We start from the raw sequence: 25123 nt of genomic DNA on the forward strand, positions 1-25123 counted from the left end.
TTCTTTTTTGGTTGCCATCAGGCAATTTTCGAACCACAAATGTACAAACGATTAGGGTGCGTTTTTCCCGATTACAGCCCGACATTCCCAACAGTGCTTTTTCTTACCTTGGCCGCACCAATCCCAAAGCTTGTCTCTAACAGTCATTATTCTCGGAGCTTCGCCTTTTATTGTTCCCTTGATTCAAGCGGCCAAAAGGCGCGGTTTTCGGACGTTGGTATGCAGCAATCTTCCCGATGATCCCGGTTTGCGGGAAGCCGATGAACCGCACCTGATCAGTATTCTCGATGATGCAGCCCTTCTCCAAATCGCGAAGGAAAACAATCCCGTGGCTGTGTTGTCTGCTGCTTCAGATTTAGGTATTCACGCCGCGTCTGTTTTAAACAAATCGCTGAACCTTCCGGGTATTCGACCCGAGCAGGTGGAAGCGGTGAGCGACAAAGGGCGTTTCCATCAATTGCAACAAAGTTTGGGTCTGCCTGCGCCTGACTGCGTGGAAGTTGCAACCAAATCACTGCCGCCGGCCTCGCATTTCGAATCCGTGGGATATCCGGCCATCGTGAAACCATTCTTCGCGTCAGGCAGCAGGGGTGTTGCGCGTGTCAACCAATATCAGGACCTGGAGGCTAAGCATAGCGCGGCCTATGAACAATCGTCCGGCCGAAAGGGCTATGTTTTTCAGCAATTTCTTGAAGGCTACCAGGAGGTAGGATGTGAAGCCATGATTATCAACGGTAAAGTTGAGTTTCTTGAAAGCACACACAAGTTCACCAATGCGCATCATGCTCCTGTTGGGCATTGCGTACCGGGCCCGCTCAATCCAGAACAACTTCAACATGTTTCAAATCAGGTTAGTGCTATTGCTGCGCATCTTGGTGTTGAGCAGTCGCCGGTAAATCTCGATATTATGCTCAAAGCCGGAACAGAGCCTGTTATTATAGACATGGGTTTCAGATTGGGCGGAAACCTTTTGCCGCGTGTAATGGCAGAGGCCTTTGGATTCAATCCTTACGATTACGTTGTACGCATGGCCACCGAAAGCGAACTTGAAGTGCCTGACCGATCTGCTAGCAAAGGTTTTGTGGGGAGCTTGATTTTTGGAAGTTTACAACAACAGATATTTACACAGGAGATGAAAGATGCTCTCCTTGAATGCGTAGCATCCCATGCTGTAGAATGTGTTTTCGACCAGGAGCCTGGCGAAGAGCTGCCTGTTTTTACGCAAGGAAGTTGTCGTTTCGGGCATGCTTTGGTACGCACTTCCACTTTGGCGGAATATGTACATTTGCTCGACAAGGTCAATGGCATCATCGCACACGGTGTTACCCCTGACTAAAACGCCTAATAATGAAACTGTCAGTTGTGATACCGGTTTATGGCTCAGAAACTATCCTTCCTGAGTTGCACCGGCGATTGACGCAAGTGCTCAACAATCACTTTCCCGATTACGAAATCATCATGGTGGATGATTGCGGCCCCGGCAATACATGGGGGGTCATCAAACAATTGAGTCAATCAGATCAGCGATTGCGGGGTATTCAATTGATGCGTAATTCAGGTCAGGGCAACGCTACTCTTTGCGGTATTGCTCAATCAACCGGCGATCGGGTGGTCACCATGGATGACGATTTACAGCATCCGCCCGAAGAAATTCCACGGCTTTTGCAACACCTGCTGGACAATGACCACCTCGACGTGGTACTTGCAAAACCCATCGAAAAGAAGCATAATTTTTTTCGCAGATTGGGAAGTTCTGCTGTGAATCGCATGAACGCCATGTTCCTTCAAAAAGACGTTCATCTCCGTTTTACTTCATTTCGATTCATGACCCGTGCGGTATGTGATCAACTTGTGCGCATCAACAGACCCTATCCTTCATTGGGACCCATGATATTTTCCGTGACACGGCGGATTGAAAATGTAGAATTTCAGCATGCAGAGCGCGCTGAGGGAAAAAGCACCTATTCGTTTTCGAGCATTTTCAGACTTACAATGAACAACTTTATCGGTTACTCCATGCTGCCGCTGAGGGTACTGGCGTTTATCGGCGGCGTGGGTATCTTGCTCAGCATTCTGCTTGGGCTGTATTTCCTGCTGCGGTATTTCATTATTGGAGTTGAAACCACCGGTTGGACCTCCTTGATGCTGGTACTTGTATCCGTATCGGGTTTTAACTTTTTTGCCTTTGCCATTATTGGAGAGTACGTGCTGAGAATCATGCATATTTCAACATCAACACCCCGCTACACCATCCGTAAGGAGTCGGGTGCAACGAAAACGCCAAAAGAAGAATCGCATTGAGGGTAGTTCTTGTTTCACGCCAGTTTAACCGTGGAGGATACGCCATTTTGGAGGCCATGCTCGCAAATGGTATAGAGCCCGTTGCTGTGGTGCTTCACAGCTCCGGAGCTCAACCCGAATTGGACGATGCTGAACGGCGACTTCATTTCAAGACAGAGTATCTCGAGCGTTGTATTAAACAAAAGATTGAGCCGGTAAAGTTTTTGGAGAGTATTGATCTTCTGGCACGGCAAAACGGCATTTCTGTATCAACCAGAGATTCGCTCAATGGCATTGACGACCGCACCTGGCTGGCGCACTGCGCACCCGACTTATTGCTTGTAGCGGGTGGATGGCCGAATCTGATTTCGGTTGAAACCCTTGCCATTCCGAAGCTGGGTTGCATCAATGTGCATCCGTCCTTGCTGCCCGATTACCCCGGTACCGACGTCCATCGCTGGCAGGTTTTGCACGGGGTACCAAAGTCAGGTTGTACCGTACACTATATGGATGCCCGTTTTGACTCCGGTAACATTATTGGCCAGCGCGCTGTTCACATTGATCCAACCGATTGCCCTCAAACTTTGGCAGCCAAAGTTGCTGATGTCTCGGCGCAATACGTGGTAGAGCTTATGCCGCGGATACAGAAAGCCGCGCCGGCTTGCGTTCAATCTGTTCCGCAACCGGCGAAAAAAACATCCAGGCACCTTTGTAAGCCTTGGCTGTGGGCAAGTCGTGAGTTTCTCAGCATTCACTGGAAAGACGCCGCAGAACACATTCGTCGTTTTATTCTGTCATGTACCCAGGAGTCATATAAATACAACGGCCCCCTGGTGCGACTCAATGACAGAGAATTTATTGTTCGTCGCGCTGCATACCCTGTGAAGCCTGCAGATGGCACTGAGGTCGGGCAAATCATTGAGACTACACGGCAAGGCATTTGGGTAGGATGTGGTGATGGAAATTCTGTTTGTCTAACACAGCTTCAACCGGCAAGTAAAGAGGGATTTCCCAAAGAACCGCACACTGCTTTGCCCATTTCCGATGAAGAGCTGGCCCAATCAGGCCTGTTCCAGGCCGGAATGAAGTTTCAGCAGATGGATAATACAAGTATTTTATGATGAGGTTGCGCCAGTTGAGCTCAAAGCTTTTGCTCACCGTCCTGGTGGCCATTTTGCTCAATATGTCGGGTGCCATCGTCGGAAAGTATTTCGCTTTGAATCTTGAACGTTGGCACATTGTAGCTATTTGTGTAGCATTGTTTGCATTGATTTACGCGTCGCGCTTTGTGTTTTGGATATGGGCCGGAAGACATTACCAGCTATCGTTTTTATATCCTTTTATCAGTCTGGCCTATGTGATGTCACTGGCTGTTGGGTATGTCCTTTTTCAGGAGGAAGTTACCATTCAGCGACTCCTTGGTTCGCTCATTATCGTGGTGGGGGTGGCCATCATCTCCGGCTCGCAAAACAAACAGGAAACGCGGCCATGATATACTATTTGCTTGCCGTTGGTACAGCCGTTCTTACCGGGATGGGACAGGTGTCGCTCAAGCTTTTTTCAGCCCACCGAAACCTCCCGTTCCTACGTAGAATTTTTCATCCGCAGTTTGTGTTCAGCGCGACGTGTTTTGGAGGAAGTTTTCTTCTTTCGGTGTATGTTCTTCAGTATCTTGATTTTACCGTTTTTTACACACTCACCGCGCTTAACTTTGGATTTGTGGCCCTTTTTTCGTCATGGGTGTTGGGTGAGGCCATTGATGCGCGGAAAATCTGGGGGATTGTGGTAATCATGATGGGTTTGGCTGTGTTTAATGCGCCGGCAGACGGATGGTTATGATGCTGCTTGAAAACAAATAGTAAGTTTGTGCAACACGATGAATCAAGACCAAACACCACCGCGTATACCGTTTAATCGGCCGCACCTCACAGGACGGGAGACCACCTATATTGAGGATGCCGTTGCCTCGGGCCATATCTCAGGAAATGGCAAGTACACAAAACTTTGCCAGCAGTTTTTTGAGCAGCAATTCGGTTTTGGTAAATCTTTGCTGACTACTTCCTGCACCGATGCGCTGGAAATGGCTGCTTTGCTCTGCGAAATTGGCCCGGGCGATGAGGTCATCATGCCTGCCTACACATTTGTAAGCACGGCCAATGCCTTTGTGCTTCGCGGTGCTACCATTGTTTTTGCCGATAGCAGGAAAGATCATCCGGGGATGAGCGAGGAATTACTGGAAGAGCTGATTACACCACGAACCAAGGCCATTGTACCCGTGCATTATGCCGGTGTTTCCTGCGATATGGATGCAATTATGCAACTTGCAGAAAAGTACAGGCTTTTTGTCATTGAAGATGCGGCGCAAGCTATTGACAGTTACTATAGTTCGAAAGATGGAGCGAAGCGCCCTTTGGGCACCCTGGGTCATGCCGCTGCGTTTTCTTTCCACGAAACCAAAAACATCATTTCGGGCGAGGGGGGCATGTTGGCAGTAAATCATCCCCAATGGCATAGTCGCGCGGAAATCATCTGGGAAAAAGGAACCAATCGTTCAGCATTTTTTCGCGGCGAAATTGACAAATACGGTTGGATTGATGTGGGCTCATCTTTTCTTCCGAGTGAAGTGGTTGCCGCTTTTCTGTGGGCACAGCTCGAGAATATGCAAAAGATTCAGCAAGAGCGGGTACGTGTTTGGAACCTGTATGAAACTGGTCTCAAGGGGTGGGCCTGCCAACACGGATTTCGCGTGCCTGTTATTCCAGATTACGCAACCAATAATGGTCATTTGTTTTATCTCGTGGCGGAAGATGCTGCGCTGCGCAGCTCATTGATTGCTCACCTGAAAAAGGCCAATATCGGTGCTGTATTCCATTATTTGCCGTTGCACCAAAGCCCTTATTACGCTGATAAACACGACGGCCGCAATCTTCCGATGGCGGAGCGTTACGCAGACTGCCTGGTGCGTTTGCCGTTGTTTTATGGCTTAAACCCGGATCGGGTCATTGATTCGGTTTGTACATTCAGACCATGAGCCACGGCATCAAAAATCATTAAAAATTGATGCCGAAACAGCTACATATTCATTCTTGCACGGTTTCTGATTGCGAAGGCGCTAAACCATTTGTAAATTATCCAACGCGAGGTATGACACTACGGTACCTGGTTCTTGCTTTCCTGCTCATGGCATCGCCCGGGGGATTCTCGCAGTTGCTCAATTTTCAGAATTTCGGGCTGGAAGAAGGGTTACCTGCTACAGGGGCTTTTGACTTTGCAATGGGTAAGGATGGCTTGCTTTGGATTGCCACAGATGGGGGCGGAGTCGCAAACTACGACGGCCACCGCTTTAGGCAGTACGACCACCGTACAGGGCTTTCAGCTAGTACGATAAGGGCCATTCTGTGCGATGACAACGGCGATATTTGGGTGGCATCTTCGCAGGAGGGACTTTTCAGATATTCTGGTACATGGCAGTCTCTTCGATCAGTTAACGACTTTCACTTTGGCGATATCCGGGCGATGTGTAAGGCGTCGGAAGGTCGCATCTTTGTTGGAACCGCCACCGGTGTAGCCGAAGTAAGGGGAGATTCAGCCTATTTACCCGCGTGGAACAGATCTTTACCACATCTTGATATTCGCGCACTTACTTTCTCGCAGGACACCCTCTGGGTGGGTACAGATTACGGTTTGGCTTTCGTAACGGATAATCAGGTGGCCCGCTTCTCTGGTTCAGACAAGCTGCCTTCTCAAAGAATTGTGTCAATTACCAAATCGGGCAGAGGAGGGGTTTGGGTAGGAACCTCCGCCGGTTTGATGCACGTTTGTGGTGATACTTGCGAGCCCATCGGACGCAGTGATGATTTTCCGTCCAAACGGATCCGCAGTGTATGCGAAGATGTGGATGGAACGCTTTGGATTGGAACCTATAACGGAGTAGTACGCCTAAGGCAAAATGGAGAGAAGTTTGAACAGGAAGTGTACACGATTGCCAATGGTTTGCCAGACAATCGCATCCGCTCCATTTATCGGGATCCCTCTGGAAGTATCTGGTTTGCAACCTACCTCGGAGGTGTCAGCCAACTTACACATACCCACTTTGAGCATTACACCATAGATCCTTTCCAGAAGTTCTCTTTTTCTTCTGTGATGGAGTCCGACAACGGGTGTCTTTATGCAGGACTGTTTGAAAACGGGGTGGCTCAAATCTGTGATGGCCGGGTTGAAATGCTGCACAACGGTGCATACTCGGTGCGGAGCATCAGTCCGCCGTTTAAAGGTAGCCACTGGGTGGTGCACAATGAGGGTATTTCGGTAATACAGAACAATGAAGTACGCAGTTGGTCTTTGTCCGATACACTTGCCAATTCGCTGTTTTACGATTGCCGCATTTTTAACGACAAGCTCTACATTTCATACCATAATATGATTTTGAGTCGCAGCGCTAATCCAAATACAATCGAAGGTTTTCAGGTTGTGGCGGCGTTTGAGACACCCGATGTGATTCAGCGTTTTGTGATGCTCCGCGATTCGGTTATTTGGGCCATCACCGACAATCAGGTAGGTTTTTGGCGTAGCAACTGGGAAGAGCAGACCTTCATTCCGGTGGAGGCCAACCAACTCAAGGATGCTGTCTTTACAGATATTGCCATGGACTCCTTCAGGCAGGTGTGGGTTACTTCGCTCAACAAAGGTCTTTTCCGGATTTCAAAAGGAAGGGTAAGTTGGCTGCACGAAGACAATGGTTTGTTTTCCAACCGGCTGCATCAGTTATTATTTGATAAGGACGAGAACCTTTGGGTAGGTGGGCTCAACGGTATGGGTGAAATCATCCTCACTGCTGGTAACGAGTTGGTTGAATCTGTTCGCCATTACACCTTCAAAGACGGATTGCGTCACATGCACACCAACCTGCGAGCCGGATACAAGGATAGCGCAAACACACTCTGGTTTGGTACCTTAAACGGACTAACATCCTATCGGGGCGATCGGAAGCAACATATTGCTGAACCTCCAACAATTGTAATCCGCAGCATTGATCTCTTTTTTGACGACCAAACCCAATGGGATGGTTTTTCAGACCTTATCAATCCGCGTACCCGGCTGCCCATCAACTTGTCGGTTCCGCATCATCAAAACCACCTTACTTTTCACTTTCTGGGAACCAACCTAGCCAACCCCTCTGCCGTGCGGTATCAGTACCGATTGGAAGGTCTGGATGACTGGTCGCCTATTACTTCCCGAACATCGGTTACCTACACCAGCCTACCCCCCGGGCGTTACAAATTTCAGGTGATGGCGCGCAACCATTTGGGGCAGTGGAATCAAGACCCAGCCAGTTTCAGTTTTGAGGTGCGTGCACCGTTTTATTTTGCCTGGTGGTTTATTCTTTCGGTGGCATTGGCGGTGATTTTAACAGTGGTTTCGATTGTGCGGTGGAGGGTGCGCAGCCTGAAAGCAGAGCAGATGCGGCTTGAGCGGGAAGTGGAGCTTCGTACTGCGCAGCTGCAGGAAGAGGTTAAAAAAAGTGATGAGTTGTTGCTGAATATTTTACCTGCCGATGCCGCCCGGGAGCTTCGCGAAAAAGGATACGCCGATGCACGCCAGTTTCGGAACGTGTCAGTGATGTTTACCGACTTCAAGGGCTTCACCCAATTGGCCGAAAAGCTGAGTTCCTCAGAACTGGTTGCAACACTCGACGAATGTTTCCGCGCTTTTGATGAAATCGTGGGTCGCTACGGTCTGGAGAAAATTAAAACCATTGGTGATGCCTATATGTGTGCTGCCGGACTGCGCGATCACGATGTAAATCATGCGGTAAATGCTGTGCATGTGGCGCTCGAGATGATTGGATTTATGGAGGAGTTTAACAATCGTCGTCAGCGCGAGGGAAAACCTCCCTGGCATTTGCGGGCAGGTATTCATAGTGGCCCGGTAGTAGCCGGTATTGTTGGAAAGAAAAAGTTTGCCTACGATATCTGGGGTGATACTGTAAATTTGGCTGCGCGTATTGAAGGTGCCAGCGTAGAAGGAAAAATCAATGTATCCTCAACCACACGCGAATTGATTAAAGACACCTTCAGTACAGAGTATCGCGGCGAAATTGAAGTGAAAAACAAAGGCGCCGTCGCTATGTACTTTGTTACTGGAACGAAAGATAACTACGTAGGCTCCTTCGCTAATACTGATTAGTTTATTCGCAGCATGCCGTATTTCAGGATGCAGTATATGGCCCGGACACCGTCTTTCCAACCTATTTTTTTGCCCTCCTCGTAGGTTCGGCCGTAGTAGGAAATGCCCACCTCATAAATACGGATACCCGGAATTCGCGAAACTTTGGCAGTAACTTCCGGCTCAAATCCGAACCGTTTTTCACGCAGGGTGAGCGATTGAATTGTTTCCCTCCGAAAGAGTTTATAACACGTTTCCATGTCTGTCAGGTTCAGATTGGTAAACGCATTGGAAAGAAAAGTCAAAAACTTGTTTCCGATCGTGTGCCAGAAAAAGAGAATGCGATGTGGGTTTCCTCCCATAAACCGACTTCCGTAAACAACATCGGCATGCCCTTCCAGCATAGGTCGAAGCAATAATTTGTACTCATTAGGGTCATACTCCAAATCGGCATCCTGAATGATGATGAAGTCACCCGTAGCTTCTGCAATGCCCGTGTGCAAGGCGGCGCCTTTTCCTTGATTTACCTCATGAGCCTTGTAGGCAATGCCCATATCCGGGTACTTTACCGCGTAGCGCTGTATGGCACCAGCTGTATCGTCGGAGGAGCAATCATTTACGATGATAACTTCCTTTTGCAGTCCGCCAGGTAGTTCAACTGCACGCACTTTGTCCAGGATGAGGTGAATGGTTCGCGCCTCGTTGTAGGCCGGAATAACAATAGAAAGTTTGCGCGGTTCACTCACTTGTACATGGGTTTATCTGAGGGCGTAAAAATAAGCCATTATTCGTTTTGGGGTTAAATCGCTTACGCTACAACTATATCACGTCTGTAGCCGCCATTATTCTGAAGGGCCCAGAGTAGCTGTGCTCCTTTCTGATTCAGCCTTTTTTTCAGAATTGTATGTGCTTCCGAGCCGCTCAGCCAATTTTGCTGGTGCATTGGGTGAACTCCCCAGTGGCATTTTTGTGGAATCCAGTACCCAGAATCTTTTCGCAATAAAAGGTCTTTGGCAAAAAGTACCCCTCCTGCGCGGTGCTGCGTTGCCCAGGAGGAAACGTCATCTATTGCATTGAAGTAGAGCCAAAGTTTCAGACACAGTTGTTGTTCAACAGGCCATGGCGGCAGGTTTAGCATGGCAATTTGGTCTTGGGTTTCGGGCAAGTGCCACGCAGCGAATTGGCGCAATTGTAGTTTCCGGAGCTTATCTACAAGTCTGTCACGACCGTTGGGACCTATCCAGCGATGCCAGGGGTGAGGATTGCCTATTTCCGGCACATAGATTTTATAGGCTATTTCAAGATGAATAATGCGTTTCGCCAAATGGTCTAGCAAAACAAAGTCCAGCTCACCCAGAGTGCGCCCATCACGAACAATCTGCAAACCGGAGGCTACAATTTCATGTTGATTGGATGAGCCAAGACCAAGCTGTACGAGTTGCTCCATGCGTTTGCCAAGAGTGAAAGACAAGCTAACGGGGCTATTGGCTTTAGGGCACATCAGAGATAAACATGCCGAATTAAAAGCAGTGCCTTCCGGAAAGGCCCGGAGGCAAGGAGTTTCATTCCATGCCTCTATTTCTGCTTGAAGTGGAAAGTCACTTTGCAAATCGGTTTACTTTTCCTTTTGCGGAATAAGGTGAACATCGCGCTGAGGGAAAGGAATCTCAATTCCTTCCTTATCAAAAGCCTCTTTGATTTTTTCCAGATTGTCCCAGTACACCACCCAAAATTCGGGAGTGTTTACCCAGGCCCGTGCAAGGAAGTTCAGAGAGCTGTCACCCAGATTTGATAAGACCATAAGTGGCTCAGGATCTTTGAGTATTCTATCTTCTTCGCTTAGTACTCTTAGCACAATGCCCCGGGCTTTCTTCATATCCGATCCGTAGCTGATGCCAATTTGCCATTCAACCCTACGTGTTCCTTTGCGTGTAAAATTGGTGATGGGTTGGTTGGCTAATTGCCCGTTGGGTACAATCACGGTTCTGTTATCGGGCGTTCGAAGGGTGGTATGGAGAATATCAATACTTTCAACTGTACCCAAATGACCCTGCGTTTCAATGAATTCATTTACCCTGAATGGCTTGAAGAGCAAAATCAGCACGCCTCCTGCAAAATTGGCTAAACTGCCCTGAAGAGCCAGGCCAATGGCAAGACCCGCGGCACCCAAGGCGGCAATGAATGAAGTGGTGTCTACGCCAATCATAGATACCACACTTATAACGAGCATCACCTTGAGCACGATGGCCATCACTCTGGTGAGGAACATGATCAGTGCAGGGTCGTTCTCCTTCTTCTCAAGCTGCGTATTCAACATTTTCACAGCCAATCGAATAAGCCGTAAACCAATCCACAAGGTGATGATAGCGAGAAGGATTCTCGGACCATTTTCGAGAATCATTTTCCACGAGTAATCGGCTATTTCCTCAAGTTCCATAGGGTTAATTTGGGCGCTAAATTACAGAAGTTTGACACGAAAGCGCAAAAAGAAAGGCTGCTCAAGGGAGCAGCCTTTCATCTAACCAATCAATCTACTTTACTCAATCAAGAATCACCGCTTTCGGGTATTTTTCCTTCCAGAAATCAAACTTAGCGAGGTCTTTGATGGTGATAATCGTCTTATGATCAAGTCTTACCCGGATTTTTTTTACCAGGCTTTGCTTTTTATTGTCAGAGGTAGTCATGGCGTTTATGTTTCAGTTGATATAATAACCAAACGCCGGAGTTGATTATCTGTTTTAAGTGGCCGTCGGAATTAGGCTTTTTTTGCAACTTCAGGCAACATGTATTTCTGTGCTATCCCGTAACCTGGCTATTTCTTCCGACGGTAAATCTGCGCTTCCTCAATTGAACCCCAAAGGACTTTGTCATTGGGATCACAAGCTGCTTCATACCAATCGAGCTTTTTGGCGGTTAGCATCATGCGCATCTTGGTATGGTGGCCTCCGTGTTCGTTCAGTTCGCAGAATTGTTCTACGGTCTCTCCGTTAAAAACAGCAAAGCCATCGTAATTCAAAAATATTTCACAACCGTTTTCGAGTTGAAGCTTGTCTATATCCAAAAAACCCTCCAGTTCGGCCTGACTCAATCCTCCTTTTACTTCAAGACCTTTGGGCAACAAGTACAATTCAAACATCATGTGCTCACCCATCTGCTCTACGCTGAATACCCATTGGCGGTTGGGTTTGTTGGGCGTTGAAACATTGCTGCGTTCCATATAGAACCAGTGATCGGCATAATCTTCCCATATGCGCACAAAGCGCTTCATCTGATGCTCTTCGTATTGAGGTAAAAGTTCTTCACCTTCGGTTGTGTAGGTGTCAACCAGCCATTCGCTCAAATACAGCAAGTCATCTTCGTGTTCAAATACATCTTCATCCTGTGCCTGAAGAAAACAGGTGGAGAATAAAAGGAGCAGGGGTAGTATCAGCTTTTTCATACTTGTTTCTTTTTTGGGGTGTTCGAAAATACAAAACTATGGCTCCGGCGCAAAATCCAGACAGACCGAGTTCACACAATAGCGCAATCCGGTTTCAGTAGGCCCATCATCAAAAACGTGCCCTAAGTGCGAATCGCAGTTTGCGCAGGTGATTTCAGTGCGGATCATACCGTGGCTGGTATCTCTTACCTCACGAATGGTGCCATCTTCGATTGCCGCGTCGAAACTGGGCCAGCCGCATCCTGAGTGAAATTTGGAATAGTGTTTAAACAGGGGAGTGCCGCAGCCTTTGCAGGTGTACACTCCGGTTTCGAAGTGCATGTAATACTGCCCTGTAAACGGACGCTCGGTACCTTTTTGCCGCATGACGCGATAGGACTCCACGTCGAGTTTTTCTCGCCAGGCTTCCTCATCTTTTGGAAAATCTTTCATACCAGCTTAACCCTGCTGCGGCTTATTGGTTTGGCGTGACGTGTTTTTTCCCGGTTTGCGCTTGCTTTTTTGAAATTTGTTGCGCGGTTTTCCGCCTTTGTGGCGGTTATTATTGCGGGGTTTGCCACCCTCAGCCCGGTATTCGGGTCCCGGTTCAAAACCTTCGGGCAACGGAAGCTTCCGAACTTCTTTTTCAATCAATTGCTCAATTCTTCTGAACTTGTGTTGTTCATCCGGGCTGATCAGGGTAATGGCCATCCCGTCCGTATCGGCACGGGCGGTACGTCCTATGCGGTGCACATAATCCTCCGCATCATTCGGTATATCGTAGTTGATAACCAGCTCAATATTGGCAATGTCAATACCTCTCGAAACCAAATCTGTAGCTACAAGAACGGTAATCTTTCGGTTGCGAAAGTCTAGCATAATCTGCTCGCGTTCATCCTGCTCGAGATCTGAGGATATGGCAGCGCATGACAAGCCTTGTTTGGAAAGTTTGCGCTCAAGAGCCCCAACCGCTTTGCGTGTTGAGCAAAAAACAATTACACTGTTCAGGTTTTTGCCTTTAAGTAATTCACCTACCAGAGCCACTTTCTGATGGTCATATAAGGAGTAGGCCACCTGTAAGATGTTCTCGGCCGGCTTCGAGATGGCAATGTTGATTTCCGTGGGGTTTTCCATGATTTGCTTGGCGAGATCACGGATTTTTTGCGGCATGGTGGCAGAAAACATCAGGGTTTGCAATTTTTTGGGCAGCTTCTCACGAAAGCGGGTGATGTCGGCAATGAAGCCCATGTCGAGCATCCTGTCTGCCTCATCCAGGATGAAAAAACTCACACTATCTGTTTTTACATAACCAAGGTTGAAATGCGAATTAAGCCTTCCCGGAGTCGCAATGAGCACATCTACACCGGTTTGAATGGCCTTCTTTTCCTGGTCGAAACTGGTACCGTCACCACCTCCGTATATAGGCATACTTGAAACACCCGTAAAATAGGAGAGCCCCTGAAGGTTTTGGTCAATTTGGAGTGCGAGTTCGCGTGTGGGCACCACAATAAGACACTGAATACCCGGTTTGGGGTCAGCCTCAATCTTACTTAAAACAGGAAGTAGAAACGCTGCAGTTTTTCCTGTGCCCGTCTGCGCACTGGCAAGAATGCTTTCGCCATTCAGAATACGTGGAATGGCTTGTGCCTGCACAGGAGTGGGGTTTTCAAAGCGCATAGCATCCAGACCTTCCATGATGTGGGGATGGAGCCCCATTTCCGAAAATTTCACAAGCAGATTTTTTATTTAGTGGTGTGCATCAAAGGTAGAACTTTTAACCAGCACCTGTGTTGCCTCTTCTCTTAACGTATTTTCTGATTTTGCTTGAGGTTTGCACCGCTCTTGCCGCCCCAAAGTTGGTAACTTTGCCCCAAAGTGTTCACTATGCTTTTGTTGCTTTCACCTGCCAAATCGCTCGATTATGAATCTCCGGTGCCGTCGGAAACGGCCACCGATACGCGATTAGATAAGCATTCGAAAAAGCTTGCACAGGTGCTTAAAAAGAAGTCAGCAGCGGATTTACGAGAGTTGATGGGAATCAGCGAATCGCTGGCCCAACTGAACGCGGAACGCTTTGCGCAGTGGAAAAGTCCCATGAAGGCACCTGAAGCCCGCCAGGCTGTTTTTGCTTTTCAGGGAGACGTATATCAAGGCTTGAAGGCAGAAGACTTTAGTGAGAATGAGCTGAAGTTCGCCCAAAAGCACATACGCATTTTGTCAGGTTTGTACGGAGTTTTACGCCCGCTGGATTTGATGCTGCCATACAGATTGGAGATGGGAACTTCGCTCGCTGTGAACGGAACCGAAAATCTCTATCAGTTCTGGGGTGATGAACTTGCCAAACTGCTGAAGGCCGATCTCAAGGAAAGCGGAAGCGACGTGGTTGTGAATCTTGCTTCCAATGAGTACTTTAATTCAGTTAAGAAGGGCCTCAAGGGCGTTTCCATCGTTACGCCGGCGTTCAAGGATTTCAAGAACGGCGAGTACAAGATGATCAGCTTCTTCGCCAAAAAAGCGAGGGGTATGATGGCCCGGTTTGCCGTGAAAAATGGCATCAGCAACCCCGAAGACCTGAAGGCCTTTGACGACGAAGGCTACATTTTTAACCAGGAATTATCCAAAGACAAGTCGTGGGTGTTTACCCGTGGCTGATTAACTAACACACATAACACACAAACAACTGATGAAACAATTGATGTTTACCCTGCTTGCCTCACTCACATTAATGTCTGGCTGCGCGCAATCAGGAAGTAAAAAAGCCGGAAAAAGCGGTGGCGACGCATTGACTACAGAGTTAGATTCGGTGAGCTATGCCATAGGACTCTCTGTGGGTACCAACCTTAAAAGTCAGGGAATGGAACTGAACCCCGATGCGGTTGCCAAAGCTATTGCTGATCTGAATGCCGACGTTGAACCGCCTTTCGACGCGCAGGCTGCTGATATGATGGTGCGAAACTATATGCAGGCGCAAATGGCCAAACAGCAGGAAAAGAACATCCAGCGCGGAAAGGATTTTCTGGCAGAAAACGCCAAAAAGAAGGGGGTTCTAGTAACCGAAAGTGGCTTGCAGTATAAAGTGCTGACTGAGGGTGCTGGAAATCACCCTACTGAAACAAGTCAGGTTAAGGTGCACTACCACGGTACATTGATTGACGGAACCGTGTTTGACAGTTCAGTTGAACGAGGAGAGCCTATTACATTCGGGCTGAATCGCGTAATCAAGGGCTGGACCGAGGGCGTGCAATTGATGAAGCCCGGTGCCAAATACGAATTCTACATTCCGTCTGACCTCGCATACGGCGACCGTGGGTCAGGTCCCAAAATCGGCCCGCACGAAACACTTATTTTCGAAGTTGAGCTGCTGGAAATTGTGGAATAGCAAATAGTTATCTCACATCCATGAGAACAAAAGGAGGCTTTAGGGTCTCCTTTTTTGTTACCAGCTCACCACAACCGACTCGCCCGCTTCGAGGTCAAACCAGCAGCGATGTTGTTTACCAATGGTTTTTCGTTTCACTTCTTTGTCTGCCACGCGAATTTCAGCTTCCTTAAGTGCCAATGAAATTCCATGAACAGGCCGGTTTGATTGGTTGATCAGCACAGCCTCGCGGGCACCGGTTTGCATGATTTGAATGTCAGCGATGGCAAGGGAATGATCCATCCATTGCGAAACCGTAGGAATCCACAGGCGCCCTTCATCTCTCCATCGGCTGAGTCGGTCAAGTGCGCGGTTAAATCCGGGAGAGGCTACCATGAGGCTGTCTTCGTTCCATTGCCAGAAACCCTTGCGAAGATGCACCCAGGCGGGATAGACATGAAAAGGTTGTACACCTCCGTTTCGGCACAGTTCCTCGATACGATAGTCAGCCAAATAATAATCCCACAGGGCATCGTCCTGTACTTCCAGACCACTCCAGGTTGGCCAGAACACAAAATCCGGATAATTGGGGTGACGGGCGGCATGTTGCATGGGAAAAGAATGCCCGAAACCGGAATAAGGTATTTGGAGGTGATTGTTAAACGTCCACGGTGCATAAACCGGCACATCTTCGTAATAGGGATTCCAGAAATACCGAATGCCGTATTCTTTCCAGAGGTCGGCGTAGTTGTGTTGCTTTCCGGGCATCATACCATCGCATACGGCATTTTCGCGGTTGTTGTATGCAGCGTTGTTGTAGCCGTGGTCAATCCAGGTCGGAGAGCTAAAGCGCGCGCGCATGTATTCCAGCGCCTCCTCCATAATTGGCCGGGTGGTGGTGTATTGGTCGGGGGTGTGGAGGCAAACCTCAAAACCCACCGAGTGCAACTGCTCCAGCAGTTCTTCAAACTCCTGGTGGGTAGTGATGGTGGCGTGTAAATCGCTGAAGATACTATCGCTGGCCCGCAGATTGTCAGCGCTGTCGGGATTGGTGTAAAACACGCTTTTCGTCACCGGAATATCGTAATAGGCAAATCCTCCTGTGGCTTCTTCCAACCGGGTGATTTCCTCACTGCCAAAGCAAACAGCTCTGTGACTTTGAGTATTGGTCCAGTCGGCATGCTCAGTGAAAAGTATGGCCGCTTCTGTGCCTTGCGGGTATGGAAGTAACTGTGGAAACAAGCCTGCGTCGCTATCATGGCGAAGGCGTAATACACTTTGCAGTTCGTCGTTTTTGCTGTACTTGCTTGCAGATAAATGCACAAAATAATCCGTGGTGTCGGCTTCCGGAAAGTGTATCAGAGGATGGTCTTGCTCATAATCGAGATTGAACAACGCCAAACGAGAATCGGTTGCCCATTGCACCGATGAAATTTGGTTTTCAGGTTGCCAGCGTACCGTGCGATTTCCTGAGCCACAAACCAATGGGCCACGCCCGAGATAGTAGAATTGATTTGCTTTGGGTTGAATCGTTTGTCCGCTTTGAAGGGCTGCACTTGTGGCTTCTTCAAGCATCGGAGCGCAGAGTGCGAGTCGATGCACCTTTTGATGGGTTGTGAAGAGGGCATTTATGCCGATCATTACTTCCGGTTGATTCGCTACCTCGCGGATGTGCAATGAATAGGTTGCCAGGGGAGACGAAGCAGTGAATGTTAACTCTCCGGGTTGTGTGCTTTTAGCAGGTTGCCAGTTACTTACATTAAACACCTGTTTCACATTGTTTGTAAGGGTACTGTAATGAATTACCGAAATGGGTTCGGACAGTGCTTTTTTGTCACTGTCGAGCAACACCAGGCTTCCCCCTGCTGAATAGTGGCCCACAAAACTTTGCTCGTTGATGGAAAGCACATTCATGGAACCCGATGTTCTGGTGGATTCAAAAACCGGAATCCAGGAAGGAGGGAAGAGCCGCGAGAGCTTAAGCTCACTTGCCCCCATTGTAATTTTTGCGCCTTTTGGGTTCCAAACGTAAACTTTCAGATTGCTGCCCCGAAGATATGATTGGGGGATGCGGAAAATGTGTGGTTCGTCCGTTTTTGCCGGAATAGGGGTACTCTCCCAAAACAGGTTCTCCTGGCCTCTTTTGAGCTCTATCACCCATTGAACATCTGCATTGGAAGGCGCATCCAACACAGGTGTTCTGATGCTCAGAAGTAAACTGTGGTTTGTTTTTGGGTTGAAATGTTGCTCAAACGACAATCCATACTCATCCGTCAAAACAAATCCCTCAGGGCACAGATGCTTCACGAGAAACTCCTGCTGAATTTCGCGTTCCGATCGGGCCAGCTCGGTGAGCTGCTTGGCCATGGTGTACTCATCCAGCTCATACGAATTGCACGCTGTGTAAATCACAGCCAGTCCAATGAGCGCGACGCGTTGAAAAAAAACAACAACCCGAGGAATGTTTCTGAAGCTACCCATTCATGCGAAATAACGAATATTAGCTTGTCATGTGTCCGGACGGAGCAAAAAAAAATCCGGAAACTTGCTTCCGGATTTTAAAAGTTCATGCAGATGGCTAGTGCAAACCTTTTTCACTCAGGTATCGCTCGGCGTCGAGGGCAGCCATACAGCCCGTTCCAGCGGCAGTAACTGCTTGCCGGTAGATTTTATCAGCTGCGTCTCCGCTGGCAAAAACCCCTTCGATATTGGTTCTGGAACTTCCGGGTTTAATCTTCAGGTATCCTACGTTGTCCATGTCGAGCCAACCCTTAAAAATATCGGTATTGGGTTTGTGACCAATGGCCACGAAAAAACCGGTGATGTTCAGTGTACTTTCTTCACCAGTCTCGGTGTTTTTGATTCGCACACCCTCTACGGCTTTGTCGCCAAGGATTTCTACCGTTTCAGTGTTCCAGTGAATTTCAATATTGGCGGCGTCTTTTACCCGTTGCTGCATAATGGCAGAGGCACGCATTTCGTCGCGGCGCACAAGCATGTGCACCTTGGTGCAAAGTTTTGAAAGGTAAGTAGCTTCTTCAGCGGCAGTATCTCCGGCGCCCACTATGGCCACTTCCTGCCCTTTAAAAAAGAAGCCGTCGCATACGGCACAGGCACTAACACCGTGACCATTGAGTCGCTCCTCGCTTTCCAGACCAAGCCATTTGGCGCTTGCACCAGTGGCAATGATAATAGAATCGGCGGTAACTTCTTTCTCCCCGTCAATGGTTACTCTGTGCACAGGACCGGTAAAATCAACTTCGGTCACCATTCCCCAACGTACGTCGGTTCCGAAGCGCTCGGCTTGTTTTTGGAAATCAATCATCATTTGCGGGCCTTGAACCCCTTCAGGATAGCCCGGGTAGTTCTCTACATCAGTGGTAATGGTGAGTTGACCACCCGGCTGCAAGCCCTGGTACATCACGGGTTTCATTTCGGCGCGCGCTGCATAAATGGCCGCGGTATATCCTGCGGGGCCCGATCCAATAATCAGGCATTTTACGTGTTCTGTTGTATCGCTCATGGATGTGTTTTATTGAATGGCTGCAAAAATAGCAACTCAAACCGATGCAGGTGTGTAACGATAGTTTCTAATGATGATGTAATAGTGAACTGCGCCGATAGTTTGCTCTGGAACATGAAATCATCGAAAAAGCGACAGGGCATAAAAAAAGCCGCCCGAAAGCGGCTCAGAAAAAATAATAAGTGGGCTTATTGCCAAACACCACCTGATGCCTGACATGAAGATTTGGCAGAGTCATAAATGGTGTTTTGAATGGCGCCACCACGACAATACTCAATGTTATCCAATGAGCAAGATCCGCAACGCTTGCATGATGAGAAACTTGCTGCCGCAACGAGCAGAATTGCCGGTAAAATGAGCTTTTTCATGATATTGTATTTTTTGAATTAAGTTCGCATTACCTCAACGAAGTTCATGCCAAAAGGTTTCCTGTCGGCACAATTTTGTTTCAACCAAGCTACTTCACGCCCCAGTCTGGATTGTATCCCCGGTAGTCTTTGTAGAATTCCTTGATGCGCTCAATGTCGGCGTCCACATCACCGGTGATGTGAAAGGCTTCCTGAACAATGCCTCCTATCTTTGCCCCGTAATCTACATAGCCCAAGACTATCGGAACATTTGCTTCCTGGGCTGCAAAGTAGAATCCTCGCTTCCATTTAGGGGCGTAGCGGCGGGTTCCTTCAGGGGTGAAAAGTATGATGAGGTCGTCGTGCTTGTTAAAAAGTTCCGCTATCTGATCTACAGCTCGGTTGTTTTTGGATCTGTCAATGGGTAACCCTCCCATCTTTTTCAAAAAGTAACCAAAGGGCCAGAAGAAAGCCTCTTTCTTAATGAGCATGCGCACATTCACCCCCAGAAAATTGAATACCAGTCGGGCAACTACAAAATCCCAGTTACTGGTATGCGGAGCGGCTACAAGTACACACTTGCGCACCCCCGCAGGCAATCCACCTTCGTATTTCCAGCCTGCCTTGTTAAATACCCAACGCGATAGCGACATGGCCGCGAAATTAGGCATAAATGCCATGCACAAGAAAATCTCCTGTGCATCGTTCTTTTATTCGTAATCAAAGCCAAAGCTTCGATGGAAAAAGTAAAAGATCAGTGGGCGTGGGTGTTGTTTGTGGCGCTTTTGGCTATCCTCGTGGTTTCGTACTACATGCTGGGTATTCCGCAACGGGTGTGACCTTGATGTAGGTTGCTCAATAGGGCAAACGCATTTAGAATATGAATCCAGAAGCTATCAATGTATTGAAGACCCCGGGATTTTTGTGTGGAGATACTTTCCCGGCACCTTTCCCTTTTCGAGAGGCACCAGCCTCGTGTCAACTTGTTTTGGACTAAACTTTAGATTTGAAATTCACTTTCGTTGCCCTCCTTGCGCGGGCCAGCCCCGGCAGGCAGGCCTGCCCGCCTTTGGCGGTGGAGCAAAATGCGCGAGGGAAACTGCTCATTCCAAAATCACATTTTGTTATCATTCAATCTAAATGCGTTTGCCCTGGGATGCTCAATAGGTGGTTTGGGCATTCTTTCTATTTTTAGGCACCCAATCCAAAACCAACCTGCGGTGCGCATTTTCAAGTTAATTTTGGTTATTGTCATATTGGTAATCACCACTACAGTTGTTTCAATATGGCTGTATTTGGGAGGTTTACGTCCGGAGTTGAGTGGCTCAATGCGCATGCCGGCAATGACAAGCGGTGCCGATGTTTACTTTGATCCCTACGGCATTCCTCATATTTACGCAGAGAATGCAGCTGATGCGTACCGGATCCTGGGATTTGTGCATGCTCAGGACAGACTTTTTCAAATGGATCTGCTTCGGAGGGTAGGAGGAGGGAGGTTGTCTGAATTTTTTGGTGAAGATGTCGTGGAAGTAGATATGCTCTTTCACACACTTGGAATTCCTGTTTACGCTGCCCAATCGGCTGGTGAGTTTGATTCAGCCCCGGAATCTCTGAGAGAGAATGTAACCGCATACCTGCAAGGTGTAAATCACTTTGTGGAAACAGGTTTCACTCCCATTGAATACACCCTGGCCAGGCTTCCCAAAGAGACGTTTGATGTTCAGGATATGTACCAGATTGCGGGCTATATGGCATTCAGTTTTGCACTCGGTTTGAGAACTGAGCCCGTGGTTGAGTACATAACTACAATTTTGGGTAGTGAGTACCTGCGAGACCTCGCCTCACACCACGAGGATGGTATGCCACTCGCCCCCTCAGGACGAGAAGACGCCGATCTGCCCGTACTTTCGGTGTCTCTTCGCGAAAAGCTGGACAATCTGGCAATGCCATTGTTTGTGGGCAGCAACAACTGGGCGGTTTCCGGCAGCAAAACCGCGTCAGGAAAACCAATTCTTGCCAATGATACCCACATCCAATATTCGCAGCCTTCAACCTGGTACGAGGCACATCTGGAGTATCCGGGAGCCAGTCTCTACGGCAATTTTCTTGCAGGTATTCCTTTTGCATTGGTTGGACACAACCAGCATATTGCATGGGGCCTCACTATGTTTGAGAACGACGACACCGATTTCTATTTCGAGACTTTTCACCCGGATGATTCAACGCTGGTACAAAGCAAAGACTCTCTTTGGGTACCGGTAAGTATCCGTAAAATTGACATTGCCGTTAAAAATGGCGATACGATACATTTTGAAGTGACTGAAACACCACGTGGTCCGCTTGTGCAATCGTTTTTCAGTCCTGAAGGTGAGCAAGCCGTATCGCTTTACTGGACCTATACTAAAAAGCCCAATCTGCTTCCAGAGGCCTTTTTTAACCTGAACCAAGCTGCCAAAATAGACGAAGCCCGCGATGCCGTTGCCAAAATTCATGCACCCGGTTTGAATATTGCTTATGCCGACACCGATAATAACATTGCGCTTTGGTCGGCTGCTTTGCTAATTGAACGACCACCGCATGTCAATTCCAAGCGCATCCTTGACGGAGCCTCAGGAAAAGATGACCCCATTGGCTTTTACCCCTTCAGTGCCAACCCGCAGGTAGAAAACCCCGCTTCGGGGGTGGTGTATTCGGCCAACAGTCAGCATGATACTACCGAGGCCGGGGTGATTCATCCTGGCTACTATACTGCTCCCAACCGAATGATGGCTATTCGTAACTGGCTCGAATCCGATAAAACGTGGAGCAAGGAAGATATGATGCCCATGATTACCGACCACGTTTCTGTAGAGGATCAAAAATTGGCCAAACACCTGTATTCTCTTTTGCTTGAGTCCGATGCCAGTCAGGAATTGAAAGACTTTTTTGCGCCTTTGTCGTTTTGGAGTGGTAGCCACTCCACTGTGTCATCGGAACCCGTATTGTACTATCCGGTAATCTATTACCTTCTCGAAAAGACATTTTTGGATTACCTCGGACATGAGCATTTCGAAACCTTTTTATCAACACATCTCATGAAGCGAACCATCTACAAATTGTACTATCTGGATGAAAGTCCTTGGTTTGTAGAAGCTTTAACCAATGAACACCGAAACTTGCAAGACATGGTGGTATTGGCATTCACTGCTGCTAAAGAACAACTTGAGCAACAATATCCCAACGGAAATACAGACGCCTGGGGCGATGTACATACACTTACCCACCCGCATCCAATGGGAGTGCGGTGGCCGTTGGACAAACTTTTCAATGTGGGGCCGTTCGGTATAAGTGGCACCAATGAGAGCATTGATCAGCAGGGCTTTAGGTATACCAATAGCGGTCTTTACCCTGCAAAACACGGCCCTCAAATGCGCATTCTAATTGATCTTGGTGACATACATAATTCTTTGAGTGTGAACCCGACCGGCCAATCAGGCAATATTTTCAGTCCGCATTACAGCGATCAGGCTGAGCTTTTTGCAACGCATCAATTCAGGCCGCAGCTCACCCACCGCGATTCTGTTCTGAAACATTCTCACCATCATCTCAGGGTTTCACCATGAAGAAAAGCATCATTGTTTTATTGTGGGCAATGTTTCCTTTGATTGATGCCTTTGCGCAATGCAGCGTAAACAGGTACATCACTTCTCCTTTTGAAAGTGAGCGAACTATTGAAGACCTGGATTACCATTCGGCTCTTGCTCTTTCGGGCTTGTGCCTATCGGAGAGCAGCACGAGTTTTAGCGATTACGATCTGGATGTTTACGAGCCAGTGGGTGATGCTCTCAGTGCCAGGCCATGTATTGTGTTTGCACACGGGGGATCTTTTCTGGCGGGAAACAAGCGCACCAACCCCGTACCCGATTATTGCCAACAAATGGCTCAGCGCGGCTTTGTGGTTTTTAGCATCAATTACCGAAAGTGCTTTAATCCCTTGTCAACCAATAGCGGTGTTCGGGCTGTGTATCGGGCAGTGCAGGACATGAAAGCGGCCATTCGTTTTGTAAAAGCCAATGCAAACTCTTTTGGGGTTGATACCGCTATGGTTTTTGCAGGAGGCAACAGCGCAGGAGCCATCATGGCTTTGCACGCGGCATACCTCGACGATTCAGAGCGAGCCGCAGATTTACCGGCAACCTATATGAATCCTGACCTGGGTTGTTTAAACTGTGTAGGCTCCAATCAGCTATTTTTCGGCAAGCCAAAAGCTGTGATTAACCTTTGGGGAGCACTGGCAGATACTGCGTGGATTGCGGGCAGCAACAACTTTCCGGTTGTTTCCTTTCACGGAACGGCAGATAACGTGGTGTACTTCGATACGAACCACCCATTTGATTTTCCGCTTTTTCCGGAGTTGATGGGCTCAGGACCGGTGCATCAGCGACTTGAAAATGCAGGTATCGAACAACTGCTTTTTACCCTGAAAGGGCAGGGGCATGAACCCTGGAATGAGCAGCCATACATGGATTTGATTGTGGAAGAATCGGCCCGCTTTCTCTACGATCAGTTTTTGAAACCGCCTACGCCACAGCCCGTGTGGGACACGCTCGTTTGCCTCGGTAACCATACAACGGTTTGGTTTGATAGCGGGAGTGCTGAAGGTGCTAACTACTGTTTGGAATTGCCCGCAGTAACTGTTGCCGGCTACGGACCCGGGTCTGTTTCGCTCAATTTCAACGAACCCGGGATTTATGAGATGCTTATTTGGAGCAGAAACCAATGGAACGCCCTGAGTGATACAGCCACTGTAACCTTTCATGTTGTTGCTCCACCTGAAGAATTTGAAATTGTACAAAGCGGCGACTCTTTGATGGCTCCGTCTCAATTCGCATCCTATCAATGGCTTCTTGATGGTTTTCCTGTGCCTGAAGCCAATCAGGAGTTTTGGATTGCTGAATCTTCGGGGTCTTATCAGGTGTGGGTTGAAGATTCGGCAGGATGTAATGTTACAAGTCTTCCAATGGACGTTGTGATAACCGGTATTCATCAGGGCATTTCAACTTTGAAGGTGTATCCCAACCCCTTCACCGGAATACTGTTTTTGGAAGGCGCTGAAGCCGAAGAGGTGAAGTTGCTCCTTTATGATGTGGAGGGTAGGGAAGTGCTTGCGCGGAATGGTTTTCTACCAATGCACCTGGATGCCGGCATGCTTCCGGCAGGGATTTACTTCTTGCGCGTTGAAACAAGGCATGGGCTGGAAGTTCGCAGACTTGTAAAAACTGCCGGTAATTGAGTATAGAACCTTGCGCCCTAAGTGAATTTCGATATTTTTGTAATACCTAACCAACACAAGCTGACATTGAAAAAGCTTAGTTTGCTCACGCTACTCATTTGCTTGAGTTTCTCGCTTCCTGCGCAACTCGAAACCATTCCCTCAAAGGAAGAAATCACAGCCTATCAAAAAGAAACGGCTGCTGCTCACAGAAATGCCGGGGCTCAGTTTTTTGCTGATGAACTTTACGAGGATGCCATCAAGGAATTTACCAAGGCACTAGAAATAAATCCGTACGATAGATTGGCATGGTACAACCGGGCTGTGAGCAAGGCAAGAATGGATAACAAAGAGGGGGCAATTCGCGATTTGGGCGAAGTGCTCAAACTCGAACCGGGTTTTGTAGCAGCTTTCTATTACCGGGCTACACTGTATTATGAAGATGAAGAATTCAAACGCTCACGAGCAGATTTCAACTCCATTATTTCGCTTCGCCCCCATGATGCGCTCATGTATCGTAAACGAGGTACCGTTAAATACCAGATGAACGACAAAAACGGTGCGCTTCGCGATTACAATGAGGCCATAGTGCTGAACCCCACTGATCCCATCGCCTTTCATGACCGCGGCATAACAAGGCAATACCTCGGTGATAAAAAAGGCGCAAAGTCTGATTTCGATATGGCCAAAGAATTGGAGTTAAAGGAGACTTTGCGCACGAAATGATTTCGTGAGGTGCAAACAACCTATTTTTGTTCCTCACGTCAACAACTCTTAGAAC

The 25123-nt window shown here is 48.1% G+C and carries 21 protein-coding genes; 12 read left to right on the plus strand and 9 right to left on the minus strand.

Features of this window, described 5'->3' with window-relative positions; translation table 11 throughout:
• Positions 1–70 precede the first annotated feature (70 nt).
• The 7 genes from EA392_05255 to EA392_05285 are packed head-to-tail and all read left to right on the plus strand — an operon-like array spanning position 71 to position 8466.
• Entirely contained in the window at positions 71–1336 is a 1266-nt protein-coding gene (locus EA392_05255; protein ID TVR39844.1) for an ATP-grasp domain-containing protein, read from the plus strand.
• Positions 1337–1347: 11 nt separating this feature from the next.
• Entirely contained in the window at positions 1348–2301 is a 954-nt protein-coding gene (locus EA392_05260; GenBank protein ID TVR39845.1) for a glycosyltransferase, read from the plus strand.
• Between the two features lie 56 nt (positions 2302–2357).
• The gene (locus EA392_05265) at positions 2358–3401 is read left to right on the plus strand and encodes a hypothetical protein (protein ID TVR39846.1); all 1044 of its coding nucleotides are present in this window, start codon (positions 2358–2360) and stop codon (positions 3399–3401) included.
• Positions 3401–3772: a hypothetical protein gene (locus EA392_05270; protein ID TVR39847.1), complete on the plus strand. Its 372-nt coding sequence runs from the start codon at positions 3401–3403 to the stop codon at positions 3770–3772. The genes EA392_05265 and EA392_05270 overlap by 1 nt, the downstream gene beginning before the upstream one ends.
• A gap of 41 nt (positions 3773–3813) precedes the next feature.
• Positions 3814–4119, plus strand: a complete 306-nt coding sequence (locus EA392_05275; GenBank protein TVR39848.1) for a hypothetical protein — start codon at positions 3814–3816, stop codon at positions 4117–4119.
• 37 nt (positions 4120–4156) lie between these two features.
• Positions 4157–5311, plus strand: a complete 1155-nt coding sequence (locus EA392_05280) for a dTDP-4-amino-4,6-dideoxygalactose transaminase (protein ID TVR39849.1) — start codon at positions 4157–4159, stop codon at positions 5309–5311.
• 29 nt (positions 5312–5340) lie between these two features.
• A complete protein-coding gene (locus tag EA392_05285; protein TVR39850.1) occupies positions 5341–8466 on the plus strand; it encodes a hypothetical protein in 3126 nt (1041 codons plus the stop codon).
• Here the strand turns inward: EA392_05285 and EA392_05290 are convergent.
• The 6 genes from EA392_05290 to EA392_05315 all read right to left on the minus strand — a co-directional run bounded on the left by EA392_05290 (position 8463) and on the right by EA392_05315 (position 13579).
• Positions 8463–9191: a glycosyltransferase family 2 protein gene (locus EA392_05290; GenBank protein TVR39851.1), complete on the minus strand. Its 729-nt coding sequence runs from the start codon at positions 9189–9191 to the stop codon at positions 8463–8465. The two genes, EA392_05285 and EA392_05290, sit on opposite strands and share 4 nt — an antisense overlap.
• A 62-nt stretch (positions 9192–9253) precedes the next feature.
• Complete coding sequence (locus EA392_05295) at positions 9254–9946, minus strand: DUF1853 family protein (protein ID TVR39852.1); 693 nt, start codon at positions 9944–9946, stop codon at positions 9254–9256.
• Positions 9947–10060: 114 nt separating this feature from the next.
• Positions 10061–10882 (minus strand): mechanosensitive ion channel family protein, encoded by an 822-nt coding sequence (locus tag EA392_05300; GenBank protein ID TVR39853.1) that lies wholly within the window; start codon positions 10880–10882, stop codon positions 10061–10063.
• Between the two features lie 375 nt (positions 10883–11257).
• The gene (locus EA392_05305; protein TVR39854.1) at positions 11258–11884 is read right to left on the minus strand and encodes a hypothetical protein; all 627 of its coding nucleotides are present in this window, start codon (positions 11882–11884) and stop codon (positions 11258–11260) included.
• Positions 11885–11920: 36 nt separating this feature from the next.
• On the minus strand, positions 11921–12316 hold the full coding sequence (msrB, locus tag EA392_05310; GenBank protein TVR39855.1) for a peptide-methionine (R)-S-oxide reductase: 396 nt from the start codon (positions 12314–12316) through the stop codon (positions 11921–11923).
• A 6-nt stretch (positions 12317–12322) separates the two neighbouring features.
• On the minus strand, positions 12323–13579 hold the full coding sequence (locus EA392_05315) for a DEAD/DEAH box helicase (GenBank protein TVR39891.1): 1257 nt from the start codon (positions 13577–13579) through the stop codon (positions 12323–12325).
• Between the two features lie 168 nt (positions 13580–13747).
• On the opposite strand from EA392_05315, the gene yaaA reads away from it, so the two are divergent.
• Positions 13748–14515, plus strand: coding sequence for a peroxide stress protein YaaA (gene yaaA / locus EA392_05320; GenBank protein ID TVR39856.1), 768 nt, complete (start codon positions 13748–13750; stop codon positions 14513–14515).
• A gap of 40 nt (positions 14516–14555) precedes the next feature.
• Entirely contained in the window at positions 14556–15242 is a 687-nt protein-coding gene (locus tag EA392_05325; GenBank protein ID TVR39892.1) for an FKBP-type peptidyl-prolyl cis-trans isomerase, read from the plus strand.
• Between the two features lie 57 nt (positions 15243–15299).
• On the opposite strand, the gene EA392_05330 is transcribed toward EA392_05325, so the two are convergent.
• The 3 genes from EA392_05330 to EA392_05340 all read right to left on the minus strand — a co-directional run bounded on the left by EA392_05330 (position 15300) and on the right by EA392_05340 (position 19762).
• Entirely contained in the window at positions 15300–17702 is a 2403-nt protein-coding gene (locus EA392_05330) for a hypothetical protein (GenBank protein TVR39857.1), read from the minus strand.
• 97 nt (positions 17703–17799) lie between these two features.
• Positions 17800–18744 carry a thioredoxin-disulfide reductase gene (gene trxB, locus EA392_05335; GenBank protein TVR39858.1) on the minus strand — a complete coding sequence of 315 codons (945 nt, stop codon included), beginning with the start codon at positions 18742–18744 and terminating at the stop codon, positions 17800–17802.
• A 457-nt stretch (positions 18745–19201) separates the two neighbouring features.
• Entirely contained in the window at positions 19202–19762 is a 561-nt protein-coding gene (locus tag EA392_05340) for a glycerol acyltransferase (GenBank protein TVR39893.1), read from the minus strand.
• A 414-nt stretch (positions 19763–20176) separates the two neighbouring features.
• Between EA392_05340 and EA392_05345 the strand changes: the two genes are divergently transcribed.
• From EA392_05345 to EA392_05355, 3 genes are all read left to right on the plus strand, one after another.
• Positions 20177–22693, plus strand: coding sequence for a penicillin acylase family protein (locus EA392_05345; protein ID TVR39859.1), 2517 nt, complete (start codon positions 20177–20179; stop codon positions 22691–22693).
• Positions 22690–24363 carry a T9SS C-terminal target domain-containing protein gene (locus EA392_05350; protein ID TVR39860.1) on the plus strand — a complete coding sequence of 558 codons (1674 nt, stop codon included), beginning with the start codon at positions 22690–22692 and terminating at the stop codon, positions 24361–24363. Before EA392_05345 ends, EA392_05350 begins: the two co-directional genes overlap by 4 nt.
• Before the next feature lie 66 nt (positions 24364–24429).
• Positions 24430–25068, plus strand: coding sequence for a hypothetical protein (locus EA392_05355; protein TVR39861.1), 639 nt, complete (start codon positions 24430–24432; stop codon positions 25066–25068).
• Positions 25069–25123 lie beyond the last annotated feature (55 nt).

Source organism: Cryomorphaceae bacterium, assembly GCA_007695365.1.
Lineage (GTDB): Bacteria > Bacteroidota > Bacteroidia > Flavobacteriales_D > SKUL01 > SKUL01.

Excerpts from the sequence above, each read along its gene's own strand:
- EA392_05295 (TVR39852.1), bottom strand. The coding sequence starts at position 9,946 with ATGTGCCCTAAAGCCAATAGCCCCGTTAGCTTGTCTTTCACTCTTGGC.
- EA392_05260 (TVR39845.1), top strand. The coding sequence starts at position 1,348 with ATGAAACTGTCAGTTGTGATACCGGTTTATGGCTCAGAAACTATCCTT.
- EA392_05265 (TVR39846.1), top strand. The coding sequence starts at position 2,358 with ATGCTCGCAAATGGTATAGAGCCCGTTGCTGTGGTGCTTCACAGCTCC.
- EA392_05340 (TVR39893.1), bottom strand. The coding sequence starts at position 19,762 with ATGCCTAATTTCGCGGCCATGTCGCTATCGCGTTGGGTATTTAACAAG.
- EA392_05285 (TVR39850.1), top strand. The coding sequence starts at position 5,341 with ATGCCGAAACAGCTACATATTCATTCTTGCACGGTTTCTGATTGCGAA.
- EA392_05300 (TVR39853.1), bottom strand. The coding sequence starts at position 10,882 with ATGGAACTTGAGGAAATAGCCGATTACTCGTGGAAAATGATTCTCGAA.
- EA392_05345 (TVR39859.1), top strand. The coding sequence starts at position 20,177 with ATGCGCGAGGGAAACTGCTCATTCCAAAATCACATTTTGTTATCATTC.
- msrB (TVR39855.1), bottom strand. The coding sequence starts at position 12,316 with ATGAAAGATTTTCCAAAAGATGAGGAAGCCTGGCGAGAAAAACTCGAC.
- yaaA (TVR39856.1), top strand. The coding sequence starts at position 13,748 with ATGCTTTTGTTGCTTTCACCTGCCAAATCGCTCGATTATGAATCTCCG.
- EA392_05280 (TVR39849.1), top strand. The coding sequence starts at position 4,157 with ATGAATCAAGACCAAACACCACCGCGTATACCGTTTAATCGGCCGCAC.
- EA392_05305 (TVR39854.1), bottom strand. The coding sequence starts at position 11,884 with ATGAAAAAGCTGATACTACCCCTGCTCCTTTTATTCTCCACCTGTTTT.
- EA392_05275 (TVR39848.1), top strand. The coding sequence starts at position 3,814 with ATGGGACAGGTGTCGCTCAAGCTTTTTTCAGCCCACCGAAACCTCCCG.
- EA392_05315 (TVR39891.1), bottom strand. The coding sequence starts at position 13,579 with ATGGGGCTCCATCCCCACATCATGGAAGGTCTGGATGCTATGCGCTTT.
- trxB (TVR39858.1), bottom strand. The coding sequence starts at position 18,744 with ATGAGCGATACAACAGAACACGTAAAATGCCTGATTATTGGATCGGGC.
- EA392_05270 (TVR39847.1), top strand. The coding sequence starts at position 3,401 with ATGAGGTTGCGCCAGTTGAGCTCAAAGCTTTTGCTCACCGTCCTGGTG.
- EA392_05350 (TVR39860.1), top strand. The coding sequence starts at position 22,690 with ATGAAGAAAAGCATCATTGTTTTATTGTGGGCAATGTTTCCTTTGATT.
- EA392_05330 (TVR39857.1), bottom strand. The coding sequence starts at position 17,702 with ATGGGTAGCTTCAGAAACATTCCTCGGGTTGTTGTTTTTTTTCAACGC.